Consider the following 25,196-nt stretch of genomic DNA (forward strand, 5'->3'; position numbering starts at 1 on the left):
TGGCACGATTTCTGCATTTATTAAATCGTCAAAGATGACTTTCAATACTAACAACGGCCAACGATGTCCGTTCTGATCGTAATTGCACTTTCAAGGAGTGTGATTGGTATTTCGTTCAGCACAGGATAAATGACATGGTCAGTTGTTCAGCAATACAAAACGCACAAGCGTTTCAACCCTTCCTCCAGCATTACAAAGCGCTGGGTTGCGGTATTTACAACATATTCAATCAGCAGACATATCAATGCCTAGACGTGATATGCGGCTTTTTATCATCTTTAAAAAAACAATAGTTGGAGTGCAGATATGAAAATTCTCATGATTGGGCATGGCATGGTGGGGCATAAATTCATCGAATCTGTACTGGAACAGGCCGGTGATGACATTGAGCTGACCATTTTGGCAGAAGAGCCACATTTAGCTTATGACCGGGTACATTTGACCGAATATTTCAGCGGCAAGTCGGTCAAGGATCTGAGTCTGTGTCGTAGTGATTTTGCCGATGCTTATGGCATTGATTTGCGACTTAATACTAAAGCGGTTGAAATTGATCAGCTCCATAAAACCGTCACCACCAGCCAGGGTGATGTGCTGAGTTTTGACAAGTTGATTCTCGCTACCGGTTCTTATGCCTTTGTGCCACCAATCCCGGGCAATGACCGTCAGAATTGCTTTGTTTATCGTACCATTGAAGATCTGGATGCCATTCGTGCAGCCAGTCTGAATGCCAAAACTGGCGTAGTGATTGGCGGCGGCTTGCTAGGGCTGGAAGCAGCGAAAGCCCTGCGAGATCTGAATCTGGAAACTCATGTCGTAGAATTTGCTCCGCGTCTGATGGCGGTGCAGATTGATGATCTGGGCGGCCGGGTACTGCGCTCTAAAATTGAAGACCTTGGTGTCAAGGTACATACTCAAAAGGCCACGTCAAGTATTGAAGATGGTGACAGCACTCAGCATGTAATGAAGTTCGGAGATGGTTCGGTGCTTGAAACCGATATCATCCTGTTCTCGGCCGGCATTCGTCCGCGTGATGAACTGGCGCGCCAAAGTGGTTTACTGATTGGTGAGCGTGGCGGCATCATCATTAATGATTATTGCCAGACCTCACATCCGGACATTTATGCCATTGGTGAATGTGCACTTTGGGACAATAAAATTTATGGTCTGGTTGCACCAGGCTATGACATGGCGCGGATCGCGGCAAAACATGTCCTAGGCCAAGAAAGTCATGCATTCGCTGGTGCAGACATGAGCACCAAACTCAAACTGATGGGGGTGGATGTCGCCTCTATTGGTGATGCACATGCTATGTCCCCAGGGGCCTTGAGCTATTTCTATGCTGATGAAGCGGCGCAGGTTTATAAAAAAATCGTGGTGTCAGCAGACAAGACCAAGCTGCTGGGCGCGGTGCTGGTGGGCTGTGCCAAAGAATATAGTGATCTCCTGCAAATGATGCTAAATGGTCTGGCTGTACCGGAGCAACCGGAAAGCCTGATCATGCCGGGCTTTGATCAGTCAACCTCCAAATCAGGTGGCAGTGGCATCGATTTATTGCCTGACAGTGCGACCATCTGTTCCTGTAATAACGTTTCCAAAGCTGATATCTGTTCAGCCATTGATGGCGGTGCGACTTCATTGGGTGCATTGAAAAAATGCACGCAGGCTGCAACAGCGTGCGGTGGCTGTGCGCCACTGGTAACGCAGGTTCTCAAATCTGAATTACAGCGTCAGGGTGTCACGGTGAACAATCACCTGTGTGAACACTTTGCCTATTCACGTCAGGAACTGTATCACCTGGTTCGTGTGCATGAGATCAAGACATTCTCTGACCTGATTCAGCAACATGGGCACGGCATGGGCTGTGATATCTGTAAACCGACTGTAGCCAATATTCTGGCATCCTGCTGGAATGATTTTGTTCTGAAACCAAGTCATGCCGGTTTGCAGGATAGTAACGACTACTACCTCGGCAATATCCAGAAAGATGGTTCCTATTCGATTGTGCCACGTGTGGCAGGCGGCGAGATTACCCCGGATGGTCTGATTACCATCGGTCAGATCGCCAAAGATTATGGTCTATATACCAAAATCACGGGCGGACAACGAATTGACATGTTTGGTGCGCAGGTACATCAACTGCCTGAAATCTGGGAAAAACTGATCAATGCCGGTTTCGAGTCCGGACATGCTTACGGCAAATCCTTACGTACGGTGAAATCTTGTGTGGGTAGTACCTGGTGCCGTTTTGGAGTCGATGATTCTGTCGGCTTGGCGATTTTCCTGGAAAATCGTTATAAAGGCCTGCGTTCACCCCATAAAACCAAAATGGCAGTATCCGGCTGTACCCGTGAATGTGCAGAAGCACAGAGCAAGGATGTCGGTGTCATTGCCACGGAAAAAGGCTGGAATCTATATGTATGCGGAAATGGCGGCATGAAACCGCGCCATGCTGAACTGCTCGCCTCGGATCTGGATACTCCCACACTCATCAAATATATCGACCGCTTCTTTATGTTCTATATCCAGACAGCAGACCGTCTGCAGCGCACCAGTGTGTGGCGTGACAATATGGAAGGTGGGCTGGACTATCTGAAAGATGTCATTGTGCATGATTCGCTCGGCATTGCCGCTGAACTGGAAAGCCGTATGCAGCATGTGATTGGCACTTATCAGGATGAATGGCGCACTGCGATTGAAGATCCTGAAGTGCGCAAACGCTTTAAGACTTTTATTAATGCCAAAGTAGCCGAGCAGAATGACCCGCATATTCAGTTTGCGCCTGTACGTGGCCAGATTCGTCCAAAGACAGAAGCTGAACGTGATTTAAACCGTATTCCAGTGGTTGAAGCCTAAATACCACAGTCAGGGAGAATGAAAATGACAATTTTAAAAGACATGAACGAACTGAACTGGTACGAAGTCTGCAATCTGGATGAGATCACTCCGAATACCGGTGTGGCAGCCCTGATTGAAGATCAGCAGATTGCAATTTTTCGCGTGGGTCAGGAACAGCGGGTTTATGCACTCAGCAATCAGGATCCGTTTAGTCTGGCCAATGTCATGGCACGTGGCATTCTGGGTGATCTGCAAGGTGAGCGTGTAGTCGCATCCCCAATTTACAAGCAGCATTTCAGTCTGGTGACCGGTCGTTGTCTGGAAGAACAAGAGCAGAAATTACTGGTATTTCCAACCCGAATTGAAAATGGCAAAGTTCTGGTGAGTCCGACTCCACAAAAAACTTATATTTCCAGTAATGGTCAAAACACAGAGCGCTTAAAACTGGTACTGATCGGGAATGGACTGGCGGGTATGCGTTGTCTGGAAGACTTGCTGGATATGGCGCCAGATCGTTATGACATTACCGTGATTGGGGAAGAGCCATGGGGCAATTACAACCGGATCATGTTGTCACCGGTATTGTCTGGTGAGAAAAGCTTTGCCGAAATTATGCTGCATTCAGCCGACTGGTATGCTGAAAAAGGCATTCGATTCATTGCTGGGGATGCAGCCATCGCTATCGACCGTTCGCGTAAACAGGTCCACACCCAAAAAGGCGAAGTCGTTGCTTATGATCGTCTGATTCTCGCCACTGGTTCCAAACCCTTCATGCCACCTATTCCGGGTGCTGAACTTGAAGGCGTGATTAGCTTCCGGGATATTCAGGATGTTAACCGCATGCTGGATTACTGCAAAACCAGGCAAAACGCCGTCGTGATTGGAGGTGGGTTGCTGGGTCTAGAAGCAGCTTATGGACTGAAGCAGCAGGGGATGAATGTGACTGTGCTGCACCTGATGGATCGTATTATGGATCGTCAGCTGGATATGAAAGCCAGTCAAATGCTGAAAAAATCAATTGAAGATAAAGGTATCCGGATCATCACCGAAGCCAACACCGAAGAGCTGCTCGGTATGGATGGTCACGTGACTCAACTGCGGCTAAAAGACGGGACAATGCTGGATGCCGATTTGGTGGTCTTTGCTGTCGGGATTCGACCCAATAAAACCCTGGCTGAACAGGCTGGCTTACGCTGCAATCGCGGAGTACTGGTGAATGACACTATGCAGACCTATGACCCGAGTATTTATGCGGTAGGTGAATGTATTGAGCATCGTGGCCAAACCTTTGGACTGGTTGAGCCATTATGGGGACAGGCCTTTATCTGTGCGACGCATCTGGCTGAACATGGCCGACTGACCTTTAAGGCACCGACTGTTCCGACCCAACTCAAGGTTAGCGGATGTGATGTCTTTTCGGCCGGAAATTTTGAACCTCAGGATGATTTTGAAGATATCGTGCTGAATGATGAGAAGCGTCAGATTTATAAACGGATCATCATTCAACAGGACAAGGTCATTGGTGCTGTGCTATTTGGCGATACCGAAGATGGGGCTTGGTATGCAGAACTGATTGCAGACCAGACACCAATTAGTAATATCCGCAGCAAACTGCTTTTTGGTCGGGATTTTGCATTAAAAAAGGCAGGGTAATCGGATAAACCTCCTCCAAACCCTCTTTGAAAAAGAGGGGAACCTCCCTCCTTTGCTAAAGGAGGGTTGGGGAGGATTAAAACTTTTGAGATATAGAAAATATTTAAATCAAACCTGTAAAAACTAGATATCAGAGATTTGGTGAAACACGTGAATTTGGATGATTAAGGAGCACAGCAGCAATGAATAGTATTCCGGTTATGGAACTACATAGCTCTACTGAATCCCAAATAAAAACCACTCAGACGACCTGTCCTTATTGTGGAGTAGGCTGTGGTGTCATCGCGCATGTAAGCCAAACCCCTATGGGTGAAAAGGTTCAGGTTGAAGGCGATGTTCAGCATCCTGCGAACTTGGGCAAGTTGTGTATTAAAGGCAGTCATCTTGCCGATACACTTGGCTTAAAAACCCGGCTTCTGCATCCGATGACAGGGCGAAAAGAGCAGCGGCAAATAAGCACTTGGGATCATGCTATTTCAAGTATTGCCAATAAATTTCAGCAATATATTGATCAGTATGGACGTGACAGCATCGCCTTTTACGTCTCCGGCCAGCTTTTGACTGAAGACTATTATGTGGTGAACAAGTTTGTAAAGGGCTATCTCGGTACTGCCAATATTGATACCAATTCAAGACTGTGCATGTCATCTGCTGTGGCAGCGCATAAACGGGCTTTTGGCGAAGATCTGGTACCGGCCAGCTATACAGATTTTGAGCAGACAGAAATGGTGGTTCTGGTCGGATCCAATACCGCCTGGTGCCATCCGGTGCTTTATCAGCGCATTATGAAAGCCAAAGAAGAGCGGGATTTATTTGTGGTAGTGATTGATCCACGCTTTACTGCAACCTGTGAAGCGGCAGATTTACACTTACCCATTTTACCAGGTCAGGATGTCGCGCTGTTTAATGGCTTGTTGCAATATCTTCAGCAAAATGGCCATGCTGATCTGGATTTTGTTACCCAACATACTCAAGGTCTGGAGCAAGCGCTTGCCAGCAGCTCGACAGAGTTATCGATTGAAAGCGTGGCAAAGCGTACTGGTATTGCTATTGAAAAATTAACCTTATTTTTTCAGAAATTTGCCCAGACCGAAAAAATTATGAGCCTGTTTTCCATGGGTGTAAACCAATCCTCTCAAGGCGTAGACAAAGCCAATAGCATTATCAACTGTCATTTATTGACAGGGAAAATAGGCAAACCCGGTTCGGCACCTTTTTCCATGACTGGACAACCGAATGCGATGGGCGGACGGGAAGTCGGTGGGCTGGCCAATATGCTGGCCAGTCATCTGGATTTAGACAATCTGCAGCATCAGCAACTGGTGCAAGATTTCTGGCAAAGCCCGGTCATCGCGCGGCAGCCCGGATTAAAAGCAGTAGATTTATTTCAAGCGGTGGAAAGCGGGAAAATCAAGGCCATCTGGATTATGGCCACCAATCCGATCGTGAGTTTGCCCGATGCAGATCAGGTTAAACGCGCCTTGGAACAGTGTGAATTTGTGGTGGTTTCCGATATTTGTCTCGACACCGATACTACGCAATATGCCGATGTACTGTTGCCGGCACTGGGTTGGGGCGAAAAAGATGGCACAGTCACCAATTCGGAGCGACGTATTTCCCGGCAAAAGGCTTTTTTGCCGGCTCCGGGTGAAGCCAAAGCAGACTGGTGGGCCATTTCCCGAGTGGCCAAGGTCTTGGATTTTAGCGGTTTTGACTTTAATAATAGCCATGACATTTTTCTGGAACATGCCCGTTTATCTGCTTATCAGAATAGTTCGCTTTCGCAACGTGAAGATACCCCTAATTTCCGCTATTTCAATCTGCAAGGTTTAACTCATCTCAGTTTTGCTGAATATCAGAATCTAACACCGATCCAGTGGCCGGTCTGGGATAAGCAAGAAGTTCATCAGGTTGGTCAACTATTTAGCCAAGGCCAGTTTAGCCATGCAGATGGCAAAGCCAGATTGGTGCCGACAGTTGCAGCCGATCCGGTACATGCTATTTCTGCTGAATATCCTCTGATCCTGAATACCGGACGGATTCGCGATCAATGGCACACCATGAGCCGTACCGGATTATCTGCCAGTTTATCCCAGCATCGTGCCGAGCCTTATTGTGAGCTGCATCCGCACGATGCGCTGAAATATGGCCTGAAAGATGCCGAGCTGGTCGAGGTGAAATCCGCTTGGGGAAGTTGTGTGCTCCGTGTGCAATTTTCACAAAATATGCGACGTGGCCAGATTTTTGCACCGATTCACTGGAACGACCAGTTTGCCTCAGATGCGCGGATTGGCAAAGTGGTGAATCCTGTAGTTGACCCGATTTCTGGTGAGCCAGAATTTAAACATACTCCGGTGATGATCCAGCCATTTTATACCCAGTGGCAGGGCGTGCTGTATGTACGGGAAGGCTTTGAGCAGCAGATCCAGACCATGATTGAAAATACAGTGTGGTGGAGCAAAATTCAAACCACGCAGGCCATCCGTTATGAGCTAGCAGACCGGCGCCGTTTTTCTGACATCACCGGGCAGATCAAGAGCCTGTTAGACTTTAATGATGAAAGCTTTGAATGGCTGAATCTCGAAGATCAAACTGCACATATCAGTCATAGTGTGGTGCTTCAGGATGGCCAGTTAATTGCCAGTTTTTATATCGCACCGGCGGCGCTATTGCCAGATCGTGACTGGGTGGCTGGCCTGTTTAGACGTGAACGTCTGAGTGCATTGCATCGTAAAGCATTGCTGGCAGGTCAGGCCATGTCGATGGGAAATAGTGAAGGGGCATTGGTCTGTAGTTGTTTTAAAGTTGGTAAGAACCGAATTATTCAAACCATTAAAGATAAAAATATCACGCATGAAAAACAGGTGACTGCATGTCTAAAAGCCGGAGGAAATTGTGGTTCATGCTTGCCAGAAATTAGAGGCCTGATTAAAGTCTGCCAGACGGAGTGCATAGAATGAAAAGAAAAGCAGTTAAAACGGTATCTTATCCGGAAACTGACGTGGTGATCCTGGCCGGCGGTTTAGCGCGGCGCATGAATGGCATCAATAAATTGCTGCACAAATTTGATGATGAAATCCAGCTCATTAAAATCCATCAGCAGTTGAAGTCCCGGGCAAGCAAAGTCTGGGTCAATAGCCATCGGGATCATTCCATTTATAAACGGATGATTCCTTCGATCGACTTTTATCAGGACGATGAATCCGGCTTTCAGGGACCATTGATGGGCATGAAGAGCGCATGGTCACATGTGCAATCTGATTATGTGTTGTTTGTGCCTTGTGACGTGACCTATATTCCCAAAAAGGTCATTTCACGTTTACATCAAGCCCTGCAACGACATCCTTTATCTGAAGTGGCGGTGGTTGAAATAAATGAAAAAGCATTGTTTCCATTCTGTCTGATGAAACGCAGCAGCTTACCCATTCTTATACAACATCTTGAAAATGATCAGCACAGTTTAAAAATCTGTTTTGCTGACATGCACATGCAGCGGGCAAGTTTTAAAAATCGTGCCCTGTTTTTCCACAGCATTAATTCATTTGATGAGCTACAGCAGCATCAACAGCTTAACTTTCTCTAGCGTTTAAAATGCTAAAAGCCGAATTATCATATTCTGGCTCACCAAAATATTGCTTTTTTTTATTTTTCGAGCAAACTTTCGGACTAAAAAAGAACAAATATTATCCATTAACATTCATTAAAAATAAATTTGTGCAAAGTTGGAACACTTATTGCTCATTCATTGTGAAGAAATAGCGCAGTAAATCAAGACTGTTAAATAACCGTGCAGATCTCATCATGGACCGCAGCAATGAATAGCATGACAGCTTTAGCACCTCGCAGTATCTTTCAGGATCAGTTTGGACGCCAGAAACGTAAGTTGCGGATCTCGGTGACTGACCGCTGTAATTTCAAATGCAGCTATTGCATGCCTGAACATCCGGAATGGATGAATAAAAAAGATTTGCTCAGTTTTGAAGCCCTGTATGCTTTTTGCGAGTTTATGGTGCGACACGGGATTGAGCAGATCCGGGTGACGGGTGGCGAACCGTTGATGCGCCAAGGCATCGTTCATTTTATTGCCCGCTTACAGACATTGAAAGCCTTTGGCCTGAAACGTATTTCCATGACCAGTAATGGCCATTATTTAAAAGATTATGCCCAAGTGCTTAAACAGGCGGGACTGGACGATATGAATATCAGTCTGGACAGTCTTGATCCAAAGCAGTTTCAGCAACTGACCCAAAAACAATTACAGCCTGTACTTCAGGGCATTGCTGCCGCGCAGCAGGCAGGGTTGTCCGTCAAGATCAATAGTGTGCTCATCAAAGGCATCAATGACAATCAGATTATTCCTTTGGTGAAATGGGCACAGCATCAGGCTATAGAACTGCGTTTTATTGAGTTTATGCCCCTCGATGGCGATCAGAAATGGAATCCGTCTGATGTCATCAGTGAGCAGGATATCCTGGATCAACTGAAAACTGAATTTGATGTCCAGGTATCTCAAGGACAAGGCGCCAATCCAGCCCGTGGCTATTTGGTCAATGGGCAGCCTTTGGGGATTATTTCCACCATTACCCATTCATTTTGCAGTGATTGTGACCGTCTGCGCCTCAATGCCCAAGGTGAATTTTATAACTGTTTATTTGCCAGACAAGGCCTGAACCTTAAGGCAGATATCGAACAACTGGCGCTGGATCATTTCGCCACACAGACATTTCAGCACAAGCTCCACGCTTATATCTGGCATAAAGAGGCCGGCTTCCATGCGATCCAGCAATCACCAATACAAAAGCCGATCCGAAAAATCAGCATGCACAGCATTGGAGGGTAAATATGTCACTCACTCAGCAAAAATTAATTCATATCAAAATAGAAGCCTTCGGTGCGATTGAACGACAAATTCCCGCAGATTTAAATTTGCAATGCGAGTCTGAAATTCATGTTTCTGAAGTCCTGAACCAGTTGCTATCCCTCTATCCCGATATACAGCCCATGCTGGAACGTTGTGCCTGTGCAATCGGTGAAGACATTATTTCCAGACAGAATGTTTTAAATCGTGACAGTACGCTGGTGCTGTTATCGCCGGTAGCAGGAGGCTGAGATGCAACTCAAGTCACTAAAACAATTTGCCCGAATCCAGCAGACTGCTTTTAGTCTGGAGGATTTTGATGGTATCCAGCATTTTCCGGAATGTGGTGGAATCGGCATCTTTGTCGGAACAGTACGTAACCATCATCAGGGGAAAGCTGTGCGTGCCCTGAAATATACCGCCTATGCGCCTGTGGCTGAAAAAATGATTCGTGAAATTGAACAGCAGATCCAGATCAAATACCAGGTGTCTTATGTGCGGGTAGTGCACCGTATTGGTGAGCTGGAGGTTGGGGAAACAGCCATTATTGCTATGGCTTATGCGGCCCATCGTCGTGAGGCCTTCGCTGCCTGTGAGGAAGCTGTGGAACGGGTGAAGCATGAGGTTCCGGTCTGGAAAGAAGAGTTTTATCTGGATGGTAGCAGCCAGTATGTGGAAGGCTGTTGTATTCGAAAAGATCATGGACCTGAAACTAATCACTCTCATCATGCAGAAGAAGCGCATTGTCACCATCACCATGTAGCAGAACACGCTTGCCAATCACCATCTAATTAAATGCGTCCAATGAGGATGCATAAGATGAATCACTTTAAAACAGATTTTAAAAATTAGCCTGGGATGAATCATGAAAAATGTAGGGATGAAAGCAGAAAGTTACCGTACAGCAATTGCCACTGGAATCCTGCATGCACCGCCACATTGCATTGAGCTGCTACGTAATGGCAATACTGAAAAAGGTGATGCCCTGAAAACAGCACGCATTGCCGGCATTCTAGGTGCCAAACGGACCGATGAGCTGATTCCATTGTGCCATCCATTACCGATTTATCGTGCCGATGTGGAATATGAACTGTGTGATGCACATGTCGAAATTATTGCTACTGTTGAAACCATTGGACCAACTGGTGTGGAAATGGAAGCTTTGACAGCGGTCAGTCTGGCAGGTCTGACCTTGTATGACATGCTGAAGCCGCATTGTGAACCGGAAGATTTGTCGCTGGATCAATGCAGGTTGCAGCAGAAAAAAGGCGGAAAATCACATTTTACCCGCGTACTTAAAGAGAGTCTGTCCGCTTCGGTTATTGTGCTGTCCGATACGGTTGCAGCAGGCAAAAAGCCGGACACTGCCGGACAAAACGTAATGGAAATTTTAAAAGAAGCCAATTTTGATTCTATTAGTTATCAGGTTATTCCCGATAGCCCAGAACAGCTCTTGACCCTGATTGAACAGCAGAAAAATCAGTATCCGCTGATTCTAACTGTGGGCGGTACTGGCTTAGGTCCTAAAGACCTGACCGTCGAAACCCTACAACCTTTGCTGCAACGGGAAATTCCCGGTTTAATGGAAGCTTCACGTAGTTTTGGGCAAAAACGTACCCCTTATGCTGCATTAAGTCGTGGCGTGGCTGGCTATATTGAGAACAGTCTGGTGATGACCCTGCCGGGAAGTCGTCAGGGTGCGAAAGAATCTCTGATCGCGGTACTTCCGGCTTTGGTGCACTTGTTTGATGTGCAAAAAAATATCCCACATGCGGGGGGCTATCAATGAATCAGGCACTATCACATTCAGCCTGCGGTGCTGAACCGGGACTGATTTCTGTTGATCAGGCACTACAGATGATACTTGAGCAGACGAATGTCTTGGCAACTGAAAGCCTGCCGCTTGCTCGGGCTCTGAATCGCTATCTGGCAGAGGCGATTGATTCGGCCATACCATTGCCGCTGTTTTCACAAAGTGCTGTAGATGGCTATGCGCTTTGTAGTACAGAAAATGTTAGTGCTCACAGCACTTTTGAACTCATTGGAGAGATTCGGGCAGGGCAAAGTACTGAAATTGAACTGCGGCCAGGTCAGGCGGTCCGGATTTTTACCGGTGCCAGGATTCCAGCAGGAACTACAACGGTCGCCCGTCAGGAAATTGTCAAATGCCATGCCAATCAAATCATTATTACAACAGACCTAAAGCCTCATACGGATATACGTGATGCAGGCGAGGAAATCGCACAAGGGCAGCGTCTGGCAGATGCAGGTCAAAAACTGCATGTAGGTGCAATTGCAGCTTTGAGCATGGCAGGCGTAAAGCAGGTTTCAGTCTATCGTTATCCTAAAATTGCTGTTGTGATTACTGGAGATGAAGTCGCTTCCAGCATTGAAGACCTGAATTCCGGAAAAATCTTTGACGCCAATGCTCCACTGATTCAGGCCTGGTTTCAATCACAGGGTCAAAACGTAGATATTCTGCATGTTTCAGATAATGAGTATGAGCTGCAAACGTTAATACATCGTCTTAAAAACCAATACGACTTCATATTGACCACAGGCGGGGTTTCGGTGGGTGATTATGATTTCATTCGTCCTGTTGCCCTGGAGCAGGGTTTTGAGCAGATTTTCTGGAAAGTGAAGCAGAAGCCCGGAAAACCGATGTTATTTGCCAAGTATCGTCGAGATGATCAAGGTTACTGTTATCTCTTGGGTTTGCCGGGAAATCCGGCTGCTGTGTATGTCGGGATGCAAATCTATACGGCAACTTTACTGAATGCCTTACAAGGGCAAAAGCAGTCACCTGCATGGCTTAGTGCGGTAATGACACATGATTTGAAAGCGGATGCACGTGAACGTTTTTTAAGAATGGCTGCAGAATTTGATCAGGGTACTTTAAAGCTCAAAAGCCTGGCGAAACAGCAGTCGCATATGTTGAGTAATCTGATGCAGGCCAATTGTCTGGTACGTATTCCGGCAGCAACAGAAATCCAAGCCGGGCATGTGGTACAAGGTTTACTGATTTGAAATGCCTGTCGCAATTCTCAATATTCGAATCACATAGAATGAGAAAGATGGATTTATTCAAAGTTCTACTCACTGGCGTGCTGTTGACTAGCCCCATGCTGTATGCCGAAACAGTTAAAATATATGCCGCAGCCAGCCTGACCAATGCGATTACTGATATTTCCAGACTATATGAGCAACAGCATCGGGACATCCAGATCGTTCCGGTTTTTGCTGCGTCTTCGGTATTGGCGAAACAAATTGCGGCGGGAGCGAGCAGTGATCTATTTTTCTCTGCAGACCTAGACTGGATGAATGATCTGATCAAGAAACAAAAAATTCAGATCGGTCAGATTCGACCTATGCTTTTGAATGAACTCGTATTGATTAGTTCTATTCAGCAAAAAAATCATTTTAAAATGTCAGCTGACTTTAATTTTGCTAAAGCCTTTCAGGGTTATTTATGTACCGGACAAATGGAATCGGTGCCTGCTGGAAAATATGCCAAACAAAGCTTAACCGGGCTGGGCTGGTTGAATCAGCTTCGAGGCAGAATTGTCGGTACGGATAGCGTCCGTTCAACTCTCGCATTTGTAGAACGTGGCGAATGTCAGGTCGGTATTGTGTATAGAACTGATGCCTTGATGAGTAAAAAAGTTAAAATTTCGGGGGTGTTTCCAGCCAGTACACATCGTCCGATTGTGTATCCAATCGCTTTAACCCGGCAGGGCCAGAAAAATCAGGCAGCAGTCCAATTTTCTGAATTTATCCAGACGAGTCCAAGGGCCAGGCAGATTTTCCAGAAATATGGTTTTAAGCTTAAGGTAGGCTAACTGCTCATGCTTACACCAGAAGAACTGAGTGCCTTAGCGCTTTCAGCCAAAGTAGCGGGCTTTGCCACAGCGGTGTGTCTGCCATTTGCTATCGCCGTAGCATGGTTACTGGCGCGTTATGAATTCAGGGCCAAATTTCTTGTAGAGGCGATATTGCAGATGCCCATGGTGCTACCGCCGGTGGTACTGGGGTATCTTCTGCTCCTGCTGTTTGGTCATCAGGGGATGTTAGGGCAATATCTGCATGCATGGGGAATTCAGCTGATATTTAACTGGAAAGGTGCGGTACTGGCAGCAATCATTGTGGCATTTCCTTTAATGGTACAACCGATTCGTTTGTCTTTTCAAATGATCAACCGGCAATTAGAACAGGTGGCAGGATCTCTAGGCGCTGCACCATGGCGGGTATTCTGTAGCATTAGCCTGCCTCTGGCTTTGCCTGGAATTTTAATCGGTAGCATTTTATGTTTCAGCCGCAGTCTGGGAGAATTTGGTGCCACCATTACCTTTGTTGGCAATATTCCAGAAGAAACCCGCACGATTCCCATCGCCATTTATAGCCTGTTACAACAGCCTGATGGAGAAAGTATGGCTATGCGTTTGGTCATTTTATCTCTGATTCTGGCTTTTTCAGCCTTGATTGCAAATTACTGGATTATGCAGAAGTATCAACGTAAATTGGAGGGCTAAGATGCTGAAGTGTGATTTTCAGTTTAATTACGCAAATTTCCAGCTACAGGCCAGTCTGGATATGCAGACGCAGTTGATTGGTATCGTCGGAGCATCAGGAAGTGGAAAAAGCACCTTTTTAAAAAATATTGCAGGGCTATTAAGACCTTCACAAGGCTTTATTCATTTCCAGCAAAAAATATTATTTGATCATCAGCAGAAACTGAATATTCCTGTTCATCAAAGAAAAATTGCCCTGATTTTTCAGCAAGCCTTGCTGTTTCCGCATCTGAATGTCATGCAGAATTTAAAATATGCAGAACAGCTAAATATAAAAAATAAAGGTCAGCAGAAATTTATGTTTGAAGACATTGTGGAGCTACTCGAATTAAAGGCTCTGCTTCGGCATCGGGCGCATCAGCTTTCTGGTGGACAGGCACAGCGCGTTTCTATCGGTCGTGCACTTTTATCTTCTCCCGACCTATTACTTTTGGATGAGCCTTTAAATGGACTGGATCAAAAGCTGAAAAACCAGATTTTACCTTTTCTGAAAATTGTGATTCATCAAACAGATTTACCCATGATTTATGTGACTCATCATGTAGATGAAGTGGCGTATTTACAGGCACAACTGCTGCATTTTGAAAAGGGAAAAATTATTTGATCCAGCCCTGCACCGATTTAAACCAGCAATGACTCCGGGCAGGTCATCCTATCGCTGTTTTGCTCATAATTTCTCAGAAGATATCTATTTTTCTCTCTATTTTTAAGAAAGAAAAGTCTAAATTTGAAAGTGAAATAAAAATTATTTTATATAAAAGAATAGTTTATTTTATGTTAAAAATAATCTGGCATGACCTATGCATATATCTGATTAAAGTCAAAGAAGACTCAACATTTGTATGACGGCCAATGACGTCCGTTCTGATCGTTACTGATATGCCTTGTGCATCACAGTGACTTAAATACGTTCAGTTCTGGTAAGGAAATGGCTATGTCTTCAAATACAAGTCTCAATAAAGCAACAAAAATAAGTCTATTTAACTTCAGTAGTTCAGCGATGCGGGCCTTCCATATGAGTTGGCTCGCTTTTTTTGTCTGTTTCTTTGCGTGGTTTGCCTGTGCACCCTTAATGCCTGTCATTGCCGGTGAATTCAGCCTGACCAAAGAGCAGATCGCCAATATCAATATTGCCGCAGTCGCTATTACAATTCTGGTGCGTCTGATCGTGGGGCCGTTGTGTGATAAATACGGTCCGCGTAAAACCTATACCGCCTTACTGATTATTGGCAGTATTCCGGTGTTTGGTGTGGCGTCGGCCAACAGTTATGAATCTTTCTTGTTTTTCCGTTTATTGATTGGCGCCATCGGTGCCAGCTTCGTGATTACTCAATATCATACCAGTATCATGTTTGCGCCAAATGTGGTGGGAACGGCAAATGCAACTACAGCAGGTTGGGGGAATGCCGGTGGCGGTGCGACTCAAGCCCTGATGCCGTTAATGCTGGCTGCTTTGGTGATGTTCGGTGTAGAACAGGCAATGGGTTGGAGAATTGCGCTTCTGGTTCCAGGTATTCTGATGATCATTGTCGGGATACTGTACTGGAAATTCACACAAGACTGTCCACAAGGTAATTTTAAAGAACTCCGTGCTCAAGGTATTTCTGTCGGTAGCGATAAAAAAGGCGGCCTTGCCATCTTAATGCATGCCGCACGTAACTACCGTGTGTGGATTCTGTTTGGCGCTTATGCAGCCTGTTTTGGTATTGAAATTTTTATCCATAACATTATTGCTTTGTACTTTGTCGACAACTTCCAGTTTGGCTTAAAAGAGGCAGGCATGGCTGCCGGAATTTTTGGTTTACTGGCATTGTTTGCCCGTGCCTTGGGTGGCATTGTTTCGGATAAAGTCGCGATTCAAAAAGGTCTGGATGGTCGAACCAAAGTTCTGTTTGCCTTGATCATGCTGGAAGGTCTGTTTCTTATTCTGTTTTCGCAAATGAATAGCGCGACCTTGGCTATTATGGCGATGACTATATTTGCCTTGTTTACTCATATGGCATGTGGTGCAACCTATGCACTGGTGCCTTTTATCGACCGTGATGCCTTGGGTGGTGTGGCCGGTATTATTGGAGCAGGTGGCAATGTCGGCGCGGTAGCTGCAGGTTTCCTGTTAAAAGGCATGCTGGATATTCAAACCACCCTGATGGTACTGGGTGGCTTGGTGGTGATTGCTGCAAGTTGTGTGTTGATGATCCGCTTCTCTGTCGAGCATAAAGAAAAAGAACAGCGTTTATATGAACAGGCCGTGACTGAACGTCATCTGGCAGAAGCACAGCAATAACACTACATTCCTGATTTAAAATGAATCAACAAAAAGGATATTGCTATCCTTTTTGTTGTTTTTGCTAACTCAATAATAAAATAATGAACCCAATATTCAGAATAGAAAAGTATTATTTAAAAAGAACAGGACGGTTGAATTCATCTAATAAAAATAAAAAGCATTTATAGTTTATATGTTTAATTTGAGATGAAAAAAATTATATGTCTTTTAATAATCATTCTAAATAAATTTAATAAGTGCAGATAAAATAAAAGCCATTTTAATAATGGCTTTTATGCTTATAGTGGGGGATTAATAAGTTTTATAAGGTAAAAACTTTCCGGATAATACGACATTCACCCGATCTCCGTTTGGATTATTCTCACGTTGAATATCCATATTGAAATCAATTGCACTCATAATTCCATCACCAAATTCTTCATGGATCAGTTCTTTAATGGTCATACCATAAACGCTGACAACCTCATACCAGCGATAAATCAGCGGATCTGTCGGCACACTGGTTGGCAGAGAACCTTTATAGGGTACGATTTGCAGCCAGGCAATGGCTTCATCAGTCAATCCAAATATTTCACCAATTTTTTCCGCCTGTTCCTTATTAAAAGCCATCTGACCCAAACATGCGGCTGTCACCCATTCTTTAGAAAGGCCTATTGTTTCAGCGACATCTGCCCATGTAATAGACTTTAAAACTTTCGCTGAAATAATCATGTCTGTCACTTGTTGACGATGGCTAATCATAATCTTCTCCAATAGCTATATTTAAAAAATGACCGTTATAGATAATGCAGAGATTGTGCCAATATAATTATTAGGATTAAATTTTAAAATAATTTATATGATTTTCATTAGACATTTAAAATATATGGCATGCTATTTGCTTTAATCTATATTAAATATGGCAACGGCGCCATAACACAATTGATCTGTTTGAATAATGCAAGGCAAAGACGCCTAGGGTTGAAATAGACCTTAGGCGTTTTTTATTTGCAAACAGGCAAGTAATTTATATAAAGGGGATAAAAATATGGCTTATCTTGCTCCTGCAGAGTTTGCAAAAAAAGTGGTCGATGCCGGTGAGGCAAAACTTCATATGGCAACGCGTGATGTTTTAATTCGTGCGTTTATGGCAGGTGCAATTCTGGCACTGGCAGCAGTATTTGCCGTGACGATTGCGGTACAAACAGGGGTGCCACTGATCGGTGCGCTGCTATTTCCAGTCGGTTTCTGCATGTTATATCTATTAGGCTATGACCTGCTGACCGGGGTATTTGTATTGACTCCATTAGCCTGGTTAGACAAACGTCCTGGGGTAACGTGGTCACGTATTTTAAAAAACTGGGGACTGGTTTTTTTAGGTAACTTTGCCGGATGTTTAACCGTGGCAGTGTTGATGGCCGCAGTCTATACCATGGGTTTCGCCGCTGAACCGAATGCGGTCGGGGTGAAAATCGCCCATATTGGGGAAGACCGGACTTTGGGCTATGCCGAATATGGCTTTGCTGGCTGGATGACAATTTTTATCCGCGGCATGCTGTGTAACTGGATGGTATCACTCGGGGTAATTGGTGCCATGATGTCGACCACGGTCAGTGGCAAATTCATCGCGATGTGGATGCCAATCATGCTGTTTTTCGCCATGGGCTTTGAACATTCAGTGGTGAATATGTTCCTGTTCCCATTTGCCATGATGATGGGCGGTGATTTCTCGATTACAGACTATTTCTTGTGGAATGAATTACCGGTGGCACTGGGGAATCTGGTGGGTGGTCTGGCACTGACAGGTCTGGCGCTCTATACCACGCATGTACGTACTGGCGATAAAAAAGAATTCTAATCTGAGCATGATGATTTATGCCTTGAGATTAAAGGGATCAATTCGATCCCTTTTTGAGTATTTAAAATGAATAAAAAATTAAAGATCAGCATTGGGCAATATTCTTCCGCTGGAATCAAAGCACAGAATCAGGACTTTCATGGGGTCTATATTCCGGAAGGCCATGCGCTTAGCAGTAAGGGCATTGCCTGTGCAATTGCAGACGGAATCAGCAGCAGCAATGTCAGTCATATTGCAGCAGAAACTGCTGTCAGCAGTTTTCTATCGGATTATTATTCGACTTCAGATGCATGGAGTACCCAAACTTCAGCGGCACGGGTCATTCGTGCGACCAACTCCTGGCTCTATGCACAAACCCAGCAAAGCCGCGGGCGTTTTGATAAAGACCAGGGTTATGTCTGCACCTTTAGTGCACTGATTTTGAAACAAAATAGGGCACATATCTTTCATGCTGGCGACAGCCGGATTTATCGCATTCAGGCACAAGTCATTGAACAGTTGACGGCTGATCACCGTATTTGCCTGTCATCAACAGAACATTATTTAAGTCGTGCACTGGGTGCCGACCATCGTATCGACGTCGATTATCAGCAGCTTGAATTATGTGAAGATGATTTCTTTATCTTGATGACAGATGGAGTCTATGAGTTTATTGATATGCAGCTCATATCGGAGATGCTGCAACAGCAACAACATCTGGATATCATTGCCAAGTCTATAGTCGAGCTAGCCTTTAAACGGGGCAGTGATGACAATCTCACCATTCAAATCATTAAAGTGGATCAACTACCAGAGGAAAAATACTTCCAGATTAAAAGTCATGTTTTATTTCCACAACAGCTAAGTCATGGTGATCTGTTTGAAGGTTATCGGATTGATAAAATCCTGCACCAAAATCATCGCAGCAGCCTCTATTTGGCGCATGATGAAGCGACACAAAATCAGTTGGTCATTAAAACCTTGTCTGTCGATGTGCAGGATGATCTCAAAGCCGTAGAACAATTTCAGCTGGAAGACTGGGTATCGAAACGCTTAAAACATGAAAATCTGCTGCAATGCTATCCACATAAGGGCAGCAAGAAATTTTTATTTCAAAGTTATGAATACTTGCAAGGGGAAAGCCTAAGTCGCTGGCTGCATCGTCAAAAAACTGCTTTAACTTTACAGCAGTTGCTTCCCACCATTGAACAGGTGGCCAAGGCACTGAATGCCATGCACCGTCTTGAAATGCTGCACCAGGATGTACGACCAGAAAATGTCATGCTGCTCGAACCAGCCGATACCTTGAAAGTGAAACTGATTGATTATGGATCGACTGCGGTCAGAGGTCTGGTTGAACTGAATCCCAAACACGCAGATGTTCCTTTGGGAACCTTGGCCTTTATGGCACCTGAGTATTTTATTGGACGCTCACCCTCAGTAAAATCAGATCAGTTCTCGCTGGCGGTGATGAGTTATTATTTATTAACCCGACAGTTGCCTTATGGGACGGACCTCGCGCGCTGCAAGACCGAAAAGGCCTTAAAGCAGGTTCGATATCATCCTCTCTATGAGTATCGACCGGATCTGCCACATGGCTTGGACGCAATCTTTAAAAAAGCGCTTTCCATTCGCCCGGAGCAGCGCTATGAAGCACTTTCAGCCTTTATATATGATCTGAAACACCCAGATATCAAATTTAAAAAATCAGTTTCACGCCCTATGCTTGAAAAGCATCCAGTCACTTTCTGGAAATCCTGCACAGCGATTCTTTTTTTGTTATTGCTCTGGGTGTTTGCACTATATTTTAGCCAATGAAAATAATCCAAATAAGCTGTTGAACGATTTTTTTTGACTGAAGTAAAAAATCAGATGTGATTTGAGCTGAGATGTAGTCAAAATATCTATTTATTCTTATTGCAGATTTTTCTATTTTTACGATGATTGACTCTGTGTTTTCGAAGATTATCCCTATAAAATAGAAAGTGCAGTTAAAATCTAAGTAAGCATAAAAACATTGGAATAATAATTGCTTATTTTTAATACCATTAGAATAAAAAGGCAGATGAGACATGAAAATTCAATTTTTTAAGCTGATTTTAATCTTGAGCAGCAGCATGGTGATGAGCCAAACCAGTCTCGCCGGAGATGGTGGCTTGCGTTTTGCTGAGAAAAATCAGGAAATAGCGGCACAAATTCAGGCCAAGAAAAAAACGGCAGAAATACAAGCGCAGTCCCTACAAGCAAAAGCCTCTACAGAAACGAAATAGTAAAATAGCACTCATCCAAGAAGGTGAGCTGTTCAGATTAGATCAGATGTATAAGATGTGGTGATGCGAAAAACTAGTCCCTAACTTTTTAATACTGAAAAAAAACTCCCCATCTATTTTAAGAATGGGGAGTTTTTTATTTTGCATCTCAGGGAAAATTACTGAATTTGTTCCTCATCCTGTCTTTCCTGACGCAGCTGATCACGTTGTCTCTGTGGATCATGAAGGCCTAATTGACCTCGCTGGATCTCACGATCCTGTTTTTCTTGAGGATCAAGTTGTTCTTCAGTGAGTTCTTCATCATTTCGATCGATTGGATTCGACATAGTCTTTCATCCTCTAAAATACTTTCTAATTTTTATTGTATGAGTGCAGCAAAATTATTCTGTGACTTTTATACCGGAGTTAGTTTTCTATCTTGTTGCTGCTGTAAGTTTAATCAATATTTTATGGGTTATTTTAATGATGGTTAAGTTAACCAAGAAAATTAAATTAATGAAATTAAGGGAATAGTAATTTAAACCTAATAGTTGAATATATCTCATTATTCTGGTTTTGAAATGAGAAAAACTAAATAAAATAAGAAAAATGGGTTATGCTTAAGACAGATTAAGTGTCATCCGTCTTTTAAATTTCCGGTATTTTTCATGATAGAACTTCGCCATTTAAGAACTTTAACTGCTCTGCGGGAGCATGGTTCTCTGGTTGCAGCAGCAAGTGATTTATGTTTAACCCCGTCAGCCTTGTCACATCAGCTACGTGAACTCGACCAATGGTTTGGCATCGAAGTGGTCAATCGGCGTAGTCGCCCTGTGAGCTTTTCAAATGTTGGGGAGCGGTTGCTAAAACTGGCAGATGAAATATTACCGCAAGTTCAAATTGCACAGAGTGATATCAGCCGAATTGTGCATGGTCAGACCGGACGAATTGTTTTTTCCTCTGAATGTCATAGCTGTTTTGACTGGTTGATGCCGCTACTCAATCAATACCGGATGCAATATCCGGATGTAGACCTGGACTTTGCCTCAGGTTTTGAGTCGAATCCGCATGAATTATTACAAACCGGAGAGTTTGATCTTTTAATTACGGCTGATCCGATTGCGCTTAAAGGCATTGAATATTTTCCGATATTTGAATACGAATCACGCTTGGTTTTATCCAATACCCATCCACTGGTACGTGCGAAAGAGATTACTGTTCAGGAACTTGCTGAAGAAACGCTGGTGACTTATCCGGTGGATAAACACCGTTTAGACATTATGTCGCGCTTGTTTATTCCCGCTAATATTCTACCAAAAGCCATTCGCACCACCGACTTGACTCAAATGCTGATTCAGTTAGTGGCAAGTGGTCGCGGGATTGGTGCATTACCTGATTGGGTGGTAAATGAATATGAGCAGAAAGGCTGGGTGACATCACGCCGTTTAGACTGTGTAGCGCCTGAAGGCTTACGTCGAACTTTATACGCCGGCTATCGCACAGAAGAAAAACAGAAAGATTATTTTGAAGGCTTCTTGAAACAGCTGGATCGGTTTTCCAAGAAAAGACAGGTCTATTACAGCTAATTTGCGAATAGTTAAATATATTTAGTCCGTTATTTTTAAAAATCCTGCATCGTCAGGATTTTTAAAAATTGATTGTTTTTCTCTCAAGGATTTCAATTTTTCTATAAGGTGATGAGGTTAATCTTGTCTACTTTAAATCAGAAAATATACAACTTCGGCCAACTTTCGAAATTAAAGAACTAGTTTGGTCGATTATAAATTTTTCTACTTATCACATTTTGCCAAGTGGAAATACATCTGTGCAGAATTAAATTACATATTATTAAATATCAGTTACTTAAAAATTAAGTTCTTGGAACTTGTGAGGATGTGGTTTTGATCTTGCAAGTTGATTTTTAATAAAAAGATTAAATAAAATGAAAAAACATACGCTGATCAGTCAATTTTTTGGCAGAAAATAACTCCTGAAAATAACAATGTTGATCTATGCTACAGCATAATTTTTAAACTGATTTCCTCTCATAAAACGGAATCACTTATACAGGACTGTATAAAATCGCCATGCACATGACAAAAATTCCTCTCAAGAAAAGCCCGCTGAGCCTCATGATTCTGTCGATTGTCTCAGGTCATCTTTATGCTGAAACTGCCGTAGAACCGGACAATGTTCAACAGCTGAATACTATTGTGATCAGCGCTGAGCAAAATGCCAATCCGCAGCAGCAATATCAGAAAGAGCTGGCTCAGGTTTCAGGAGGAACGAATTTCATTGGTGAGCAGCAATTAGAACAGCAGCGACTTGCAACCACAGCCGATGTGTTCCGTTTACAGCCAGGAATTTATGCCCAGTCTGCAGGGAATGAAGGTGCAAAAATATCGATCCGTGGCTCAGGAATCAACCGGACTTCAGGTGCACACGCATCCGGTACGCACGTCCTGATTGACGATATTCCATTTACCGGGCCGGGCGGTACAGCGTATGAACTGCTAGAACCCTGGTGGATTGATCATGTCGGGGTTTATCGCGGAGCCAATGGCTTTAAGCAAGGCGGACTGGCCTTAGGTGGAACAATCAACTATAGAACCAAGACCGGCGCAGATCAGGATGGCTCTGAAATCAAATATGAAATGGGCAGCCATGGTTATCAAAAATATCAGTTTAGTACCGGCCGAAAGCTGGATCAGATGGATTATTATCTGGCGCTGACGAGTACCCAGTTTGATGGAATTCAGGATCATGCTGAAGGCGATGGTAAGGGTCTAGCTTTTAATTTGGGCTATCAGATCAGTCCGGATATCGAAACCCGTTTTTATGCTCGTTACCGTGAGAGCAAGCATTTAACTCCAGGACGGATTACACAAGAACAGCTCAAAAATGATCCTGAAGCAGCGAATAGCTTTAATTTAGCGGTAGATGCCAAACGGATTCAGCCGGGCAGTACTTGGCTGGCCAATACCACGACCTGGAATTTACAGGATGATGCAAAACTGACTGGCAGTCTGGCTTATCATCACTATCCGCTGGATTTACGTGAAAGCAGTTATCGTACCAATGTCGATTATGAAGATATTACAGCGCGCTTCCAGTATGAAAAACCTTACCAGTTTCTAGGTCTGGAGCATCAGGGGCGTATTGCCTTGCGCAGCACGACTCATCGTCCGGACAGTGGTGTAACGGAAACCATCCGACGTGATACGACTATTGATGGAACTTTGTATCCGGCAGATACCGTTACCCGCCGTTATACCTATCGCGGTTCAGACAACGTCCTGCAATTTGATCAGGAAACCACATTAAATGATCAGTTCAAATTAGATTTGGGACTGGCAGCGGTGTATACCCATCGGGAAAGTGAAGTAACTTATCCTGTGGCGAGTCCTGAAGTCAGCCGTTATGAATGGAATTTTGCACCACGACTTGGTTTGACCTATCAGCCGAATGAGTCTGTGCAATGGTTTGCCAATTTAAGCCGCAGCATTGAGCCAGCACATCCTTGGGCGATGGCTTGGTCTTCACCGTATTATTTTGACAGTGGTGTCGCTTCTGGCCGGGTGCGCGCGCCAATCTATTTGGACACGCAAACCGCTAATAGCTTTGAACTGGGTGGACGTGGACAATCAGTCTTTGGAGACTGGGCACTGAGCTACTATTATTCCAAAGTGAAAAATGAACTGTTAACCTCTGAAATGATTAAAACCTATGAAGATGGATCGAATCGACCTTCAGAGCCCATTGCTGTTGAATCAAATGCCACGCCAACGATTCATCAAGGGGTGGAGCTAAGTCTGGATACGCCATTGCATGAATCCGAATATGGCGAACTGCGTCTGCAACAGGCTTATACCCTTAGCGATTTTCAGTACAAAAATGATCCATTGTTTGGCAAGAACCAGTTACCGGGAATCCCTAAACATCTTTATCAGGCTCAACTGAGTTATGCCTTGAATAATGGCCTCTATATTGGTCTGAATACTGAATATGTATCCAAAATGGCGCATGATTATGCCAATAGCCGATTTAGTGACGACTATCAGATCTGGGGTATTGACCTGGGTTATGCGCCAGAGCATCAATCATGGAAAACCTGGATCAACTTTAAAAATATCACCGATGAAAAATATGCTGCGGTCGTGATTCCTGGTTTAAATGATCAAGGTGCTGATGTAACGCGATCTTCGCCAGGTGAAGGTTTTTCTACTTATGCCGGTGTGTCATTTAAATTTTAATTATTTAAAATCAAAAAAAGAGCGGTAAAAACCGCTCTTTTTATTTATTGATAGAAAGGATTTATCAGGTTTCCAAAATTCCGGTAACGCCTGTCACAATCATATCAATGGCAATCGTACCAATCAGAAGCGCTGCAACACGACCGACAATATCGACATACAGGTCAATGTAGTTGGAATATTTATGCTGTAAATGATCATGCAGGTATTTCATCAGAATTAGCAAGCTACAGGTCAGAAACAGGGTAAAGAAGATCACCAGAATGGTTTGCATTAAACTGAGCTGAATCCCGGTAATCACGGAAGCCGAAATGGTGCCGGGACCGATCATAAACGGCATGGCAATCGTACCCGCCAGATGACTGGGCGCTCCACGCATCACACCAATCGTATCAGCACCTTCAAAGACATAACGATAGCCAATCACCAGAAAAATAATACCGCCAAAAATCTGGAAGGACTCAAACCGTACATGCAAGACTTCATTAAAGAAGGCTTCACCGGTTTTTGCAAAAATGATGAACACAATAAAGCTGATCAGACTGCCCTGAATCAATGCCATGTTGAATACTTTTGCGTCGGAATTACGGATAATTCCGAGCATATAAATACTCATCAGAAAAGGGTTGAGCAGGGAGAAAAACAGGGCAAATGCATTCAAACTTTCTGACATCATT

General features: G+C 44.1%; 21 protein-coding genes. 18 read left to right on the forward strand and 3 right to left on the reverse strand.

Annotation, left to right across the window (positions count from 1 at the left end; all coding sequences use genetic code 11):
- Positions 1-306 precede the first annotated feature (306 nt).
- The 13 genes from nirB to PYW33_RS07375 all read left to right on the forward strand — a co-directional run bounded on the left by nirB (position 307) and on the right by PYW33_RS07375 (position 16,198).
- Positions 307-2,853 carry a nitrite reductase large subunit NirB gene (gene nirB, locus PYW33_RS07315; protein ID WP_016806747.1) on the forward strand — a complete coding sequence of 849 codons (2,547 nt, stop codon included), beginning with the start codon at positions 307-309 and terminating at the stop codon, positions 2,851-2,853.
- Positions 2,854-2,877: 24 nt separating this feature from the next.
- Positions 2,878-4,488, forward strand: coding sequence for a nitrite reductase small subunit NirD (gene nirD, locus PYW33_RS07320; protein ID WP_004647001.1), 1,611 nt, complete (start codon positions 2,878-2,880; stop codon positions 4,486-4,488).
- 182 nt (positions 4,489-4,670) lie between these two features.
- Positions 4,671-7,448, forward strand: a complete 2,778-nt coding sequence (locus PYW33_RS07325; protein WP_004647000.1) for a nitrate reductase — start codon at positions 4,671-4,673, stop codon at positions 7,446-7,448.
- A complete protein-coding gene (gene mobA, locus PYW33_RS07330) occupies positions 7,445-8,071 on the forward strand; it encodes a molybdenum cofactor guanylyltransferase (protein WP_004646999.1) in 627 nt (208 codons plus the stop codon). The genes PYW33_RS07325 and mobA overlap by 4 nt, the downstream gene beginning before the upstream one ends.
- Before the next feature lie 231 nt (positions 8,072-8,302).
- Positions 8,303-9,328, forward strand: a complete 1,026-nt coding sequence (gene moaA, locus PYW33_RS07335) for a GTP 3',8-cyclase MoaA (protein ID WP_004646998.1) — start codon at positions 8,303-8,305, stop codon at positions 9,326-9,328.
- Between the two features lie 2 nt (positions 9,329-9,330).
- Positions 9,331-9,597, forward strand: coding sequence for a MoaD/ThiS family protein (locus PYW33_RS07340; RefSeq protein WP_004280351.1), 267 nt, complete (start codon positions 9,331-9,333; stop codon positions 9,595-9,597).
- Between the two features lies 1 nt (position 9,598).
- Complete coding sequence (locus PYW33_RS07345; RefSeq protein WP_004646997.1) at positions 9,599-10,141, forward strand: molybdenum cofactor biosynthesis protein MoaE; 543 nt, start codon at positions 9,599-9,601, stop codon at positions 10,139-10,141.
- A 70-nt stretch (positions 10,142-10,211) separates the two neighbouring features.
- Positions 10,212-11,135 carry a bifunctional molybdenum cofactor biosynthesis protein MoaC/MoaB gene (moaCB, locus tag PYW33_RS07350; protein ID WP_004646996.1) on the forward strand — a complete coding sequence of 308 codons (924 nt, stop codon included), beginning with the start codon at positions 10,212-10,214 and terminating at the stop codon, positions 11,133-11,135.
- Entirely contained in the window at positions 11,132-12,373 is a 1,242-nt protein-coding gene (locus PYW33_RS07355) for a molybdopterin molybdotransferase MoeA (RefSeq protein WP_004646995.1), read from the forward strand. The genes moaCB and PYW33_RS07355 overlap by 4 nt, the downstream gene beginning before the upstream one ends.
- A gap of 47 nt (positions 12,374-12,420) precedes the next feature.
- Positions 12,421-13,185: a molybdate ABC transporter substrate-binding protein gene (modA, locus tag PYW33_RS07360; RefSeq protein ID WP_004646993.1), complete on the forward strand. Its 765-nt coding sequence runs from the start codon at positions 12,421-12,423 to the stop codon at positions 13,183-13,185.
- A gap of 6 nt (positions 13,186-13,191) precedes the next feature.
- Positions 13,192-13,875 carry a molybdate ABC transporter permease subunit gene (gene modB, locus PYW33_RS07365; protein WP_004646992.1) on the forward strand — a complete coding sequence of 228 codons (684 nt, stop codon included), beginning with the start codon at positions 13,192-13,194 and terminating at the stop codon, positions 13,873-13,875.
- Between the two features lies 1 nt (position 13,876).
- Positions 13,877-14,518: an ATP-binding cassette domain-containing protein gene (locus PYW33_RS07370; protein WP_004646991.1), complete on the forward strand. Its 642-nt coding sequence runs from the start codon at positions 13,877-13,879 to the stop codon at positions 14,516-14,518.
- A gap of 330 nt (positions 14,519-14,848) precedes the next feature.
- Positions 14,849-16,198 (forward strand): MFS transporter, encoded by a 1,350-nt coding sequence (locus tag PYW33_RS07375; protein ID WP_004646990.1) that lies wholly within the window; start codon positions 14,849-14,851, stop codon positions 16,196-16,198.
- A 294-nt stretch (positions 16,199-16,492) separates the two neighbouring features.
- Here the strand turns inward: PYW33_RS07375 and cynS are convergent, their stop codons facing one another.
- The gene (gene cynS / locus PYW33_RS07380; protein WP_004646988.1) at positions 16,493-16,942 is read right to left on the reverse strand and encodes a cyanase; all 450 of its coding nucleotides are present in this window, start codon (positions 16,940-16,942) and stop codon (positions 16,493-16,495) included.
- A 286-nt stretch (positions 16,943-17,228) separates the two neighbouring features.
- Here cynS and PYW33_RS07385 point away from each other — a divergent pair, with 286 nt between their 5' ends.
- The 3 genes from PYW33_RS07385 to PYW33_RS07395 all read left to right on the forward strand — a co-directional run bounded on the left by PYW33_RS07385 (position 17,229) and on the right by PYW33_RS07395 (position 20,287).
- On the forward strand, positions 17,229-18,038 hold the full coding sequence (locus PYW33_RS07385; protein ID WP_004646987.1) for a formate/nitrite transporter family protein: 810 nt from the start codon (positions 17,229-17,231) through the stop codon (positions 18,036-18,038).
- A gap of 66 nt (positions 18,039-18,104) precedes the next feature.
- Entirely contained in the window at positions 18,105-19,835 is a 1,731-nt protein-coding gene (locus PYW33_RS07390; RefSeq protein WP_004646986.1) for a bifunctional protein-serine/threonine kinase/phosphatase, read from the forward strand.
- A gap of 254 nt (positions 19,836-20,089) precedes the next feature.
- A complete protein-coding gene (locus tag PYW33_RS07395) occupies positions 20,090-20,287 on the forward strand; it encodes a hypothetical protein (protein WP_004646985.1) in 198 nt (65 codons plus the stop codon).
- 158 nt (positions 20,288-20,445) lie between these two features.
- On the opposite strand, the gene PYW33_RS07400 is transcribed toward PYW33_RS07395, so the two are convergent.
- On the reverse strand, positions 20,446-20,613 hold the full coding sequence (locus tag PYW33_RS07400; protein ID WP_004280333.1) for a hypothetical protein: 168 nt from the start codon (positions 20,611-20,613) through the stop codon (positions 20,446-20,448).
- 321 nt (positions 20,614-20,934) lie between these two features.
- On the opposite strand from PYW33_RS07400, the gene PYW33_RS07405 reads away from it, so the two are divergent.
- The gene (locus PYW33_RS07405) at positions 20,935-21,852 is read left to right on the forward strand and encodes a LysR family transcriptional regulator (protein WP_004646984.1); all 918 of its coding nucleotides are present in this window, start codon (positions 20,935-20,937) and stop codon (positions 21,850-21,852) included.
- A 501-nt stretch (positions 21,853-22,353) separates the two neighbouring features.
- On the forward strand, positions 22,354-24,519 hold the full coding sequence (locus PYW33_RS07410) for a TonB-dependent receptor family protein (protein ID WP_004646983.1): 2,166 nt from the start codon (positions 22,354-22,356) through the stop codon (positions 24,517-24,519).
- 64 nt (positions 24,520-24,583) lie between these two features.
- Here PYW33_RS07410 and PYW33_RS07415 read toward each other — a convergent pair whose 3' ends face one another.
- Entirely contained in the window at positions 24,584-25,192 is a 609-nt protein-coding gene (locus PYW33_RS07415) for a MarC family protein (RefSeq protein ID WP_004646981.1), read from the reverse strand.
- Positions 25,193-25,196 lie beyond the last annotated feature (4 nt).

Source organism: Acinetobacter lwoffii (assembly GCF_029024105.1).
In the GTDB taxonomy this organism is placed as follows: domain Bacteria; phylum Pseudomonadota; class Gammaproteobacteria; order Pseudomonadales; family Moraxellaceae; genus Acinetobacter; species Acinetobacter lwoffii.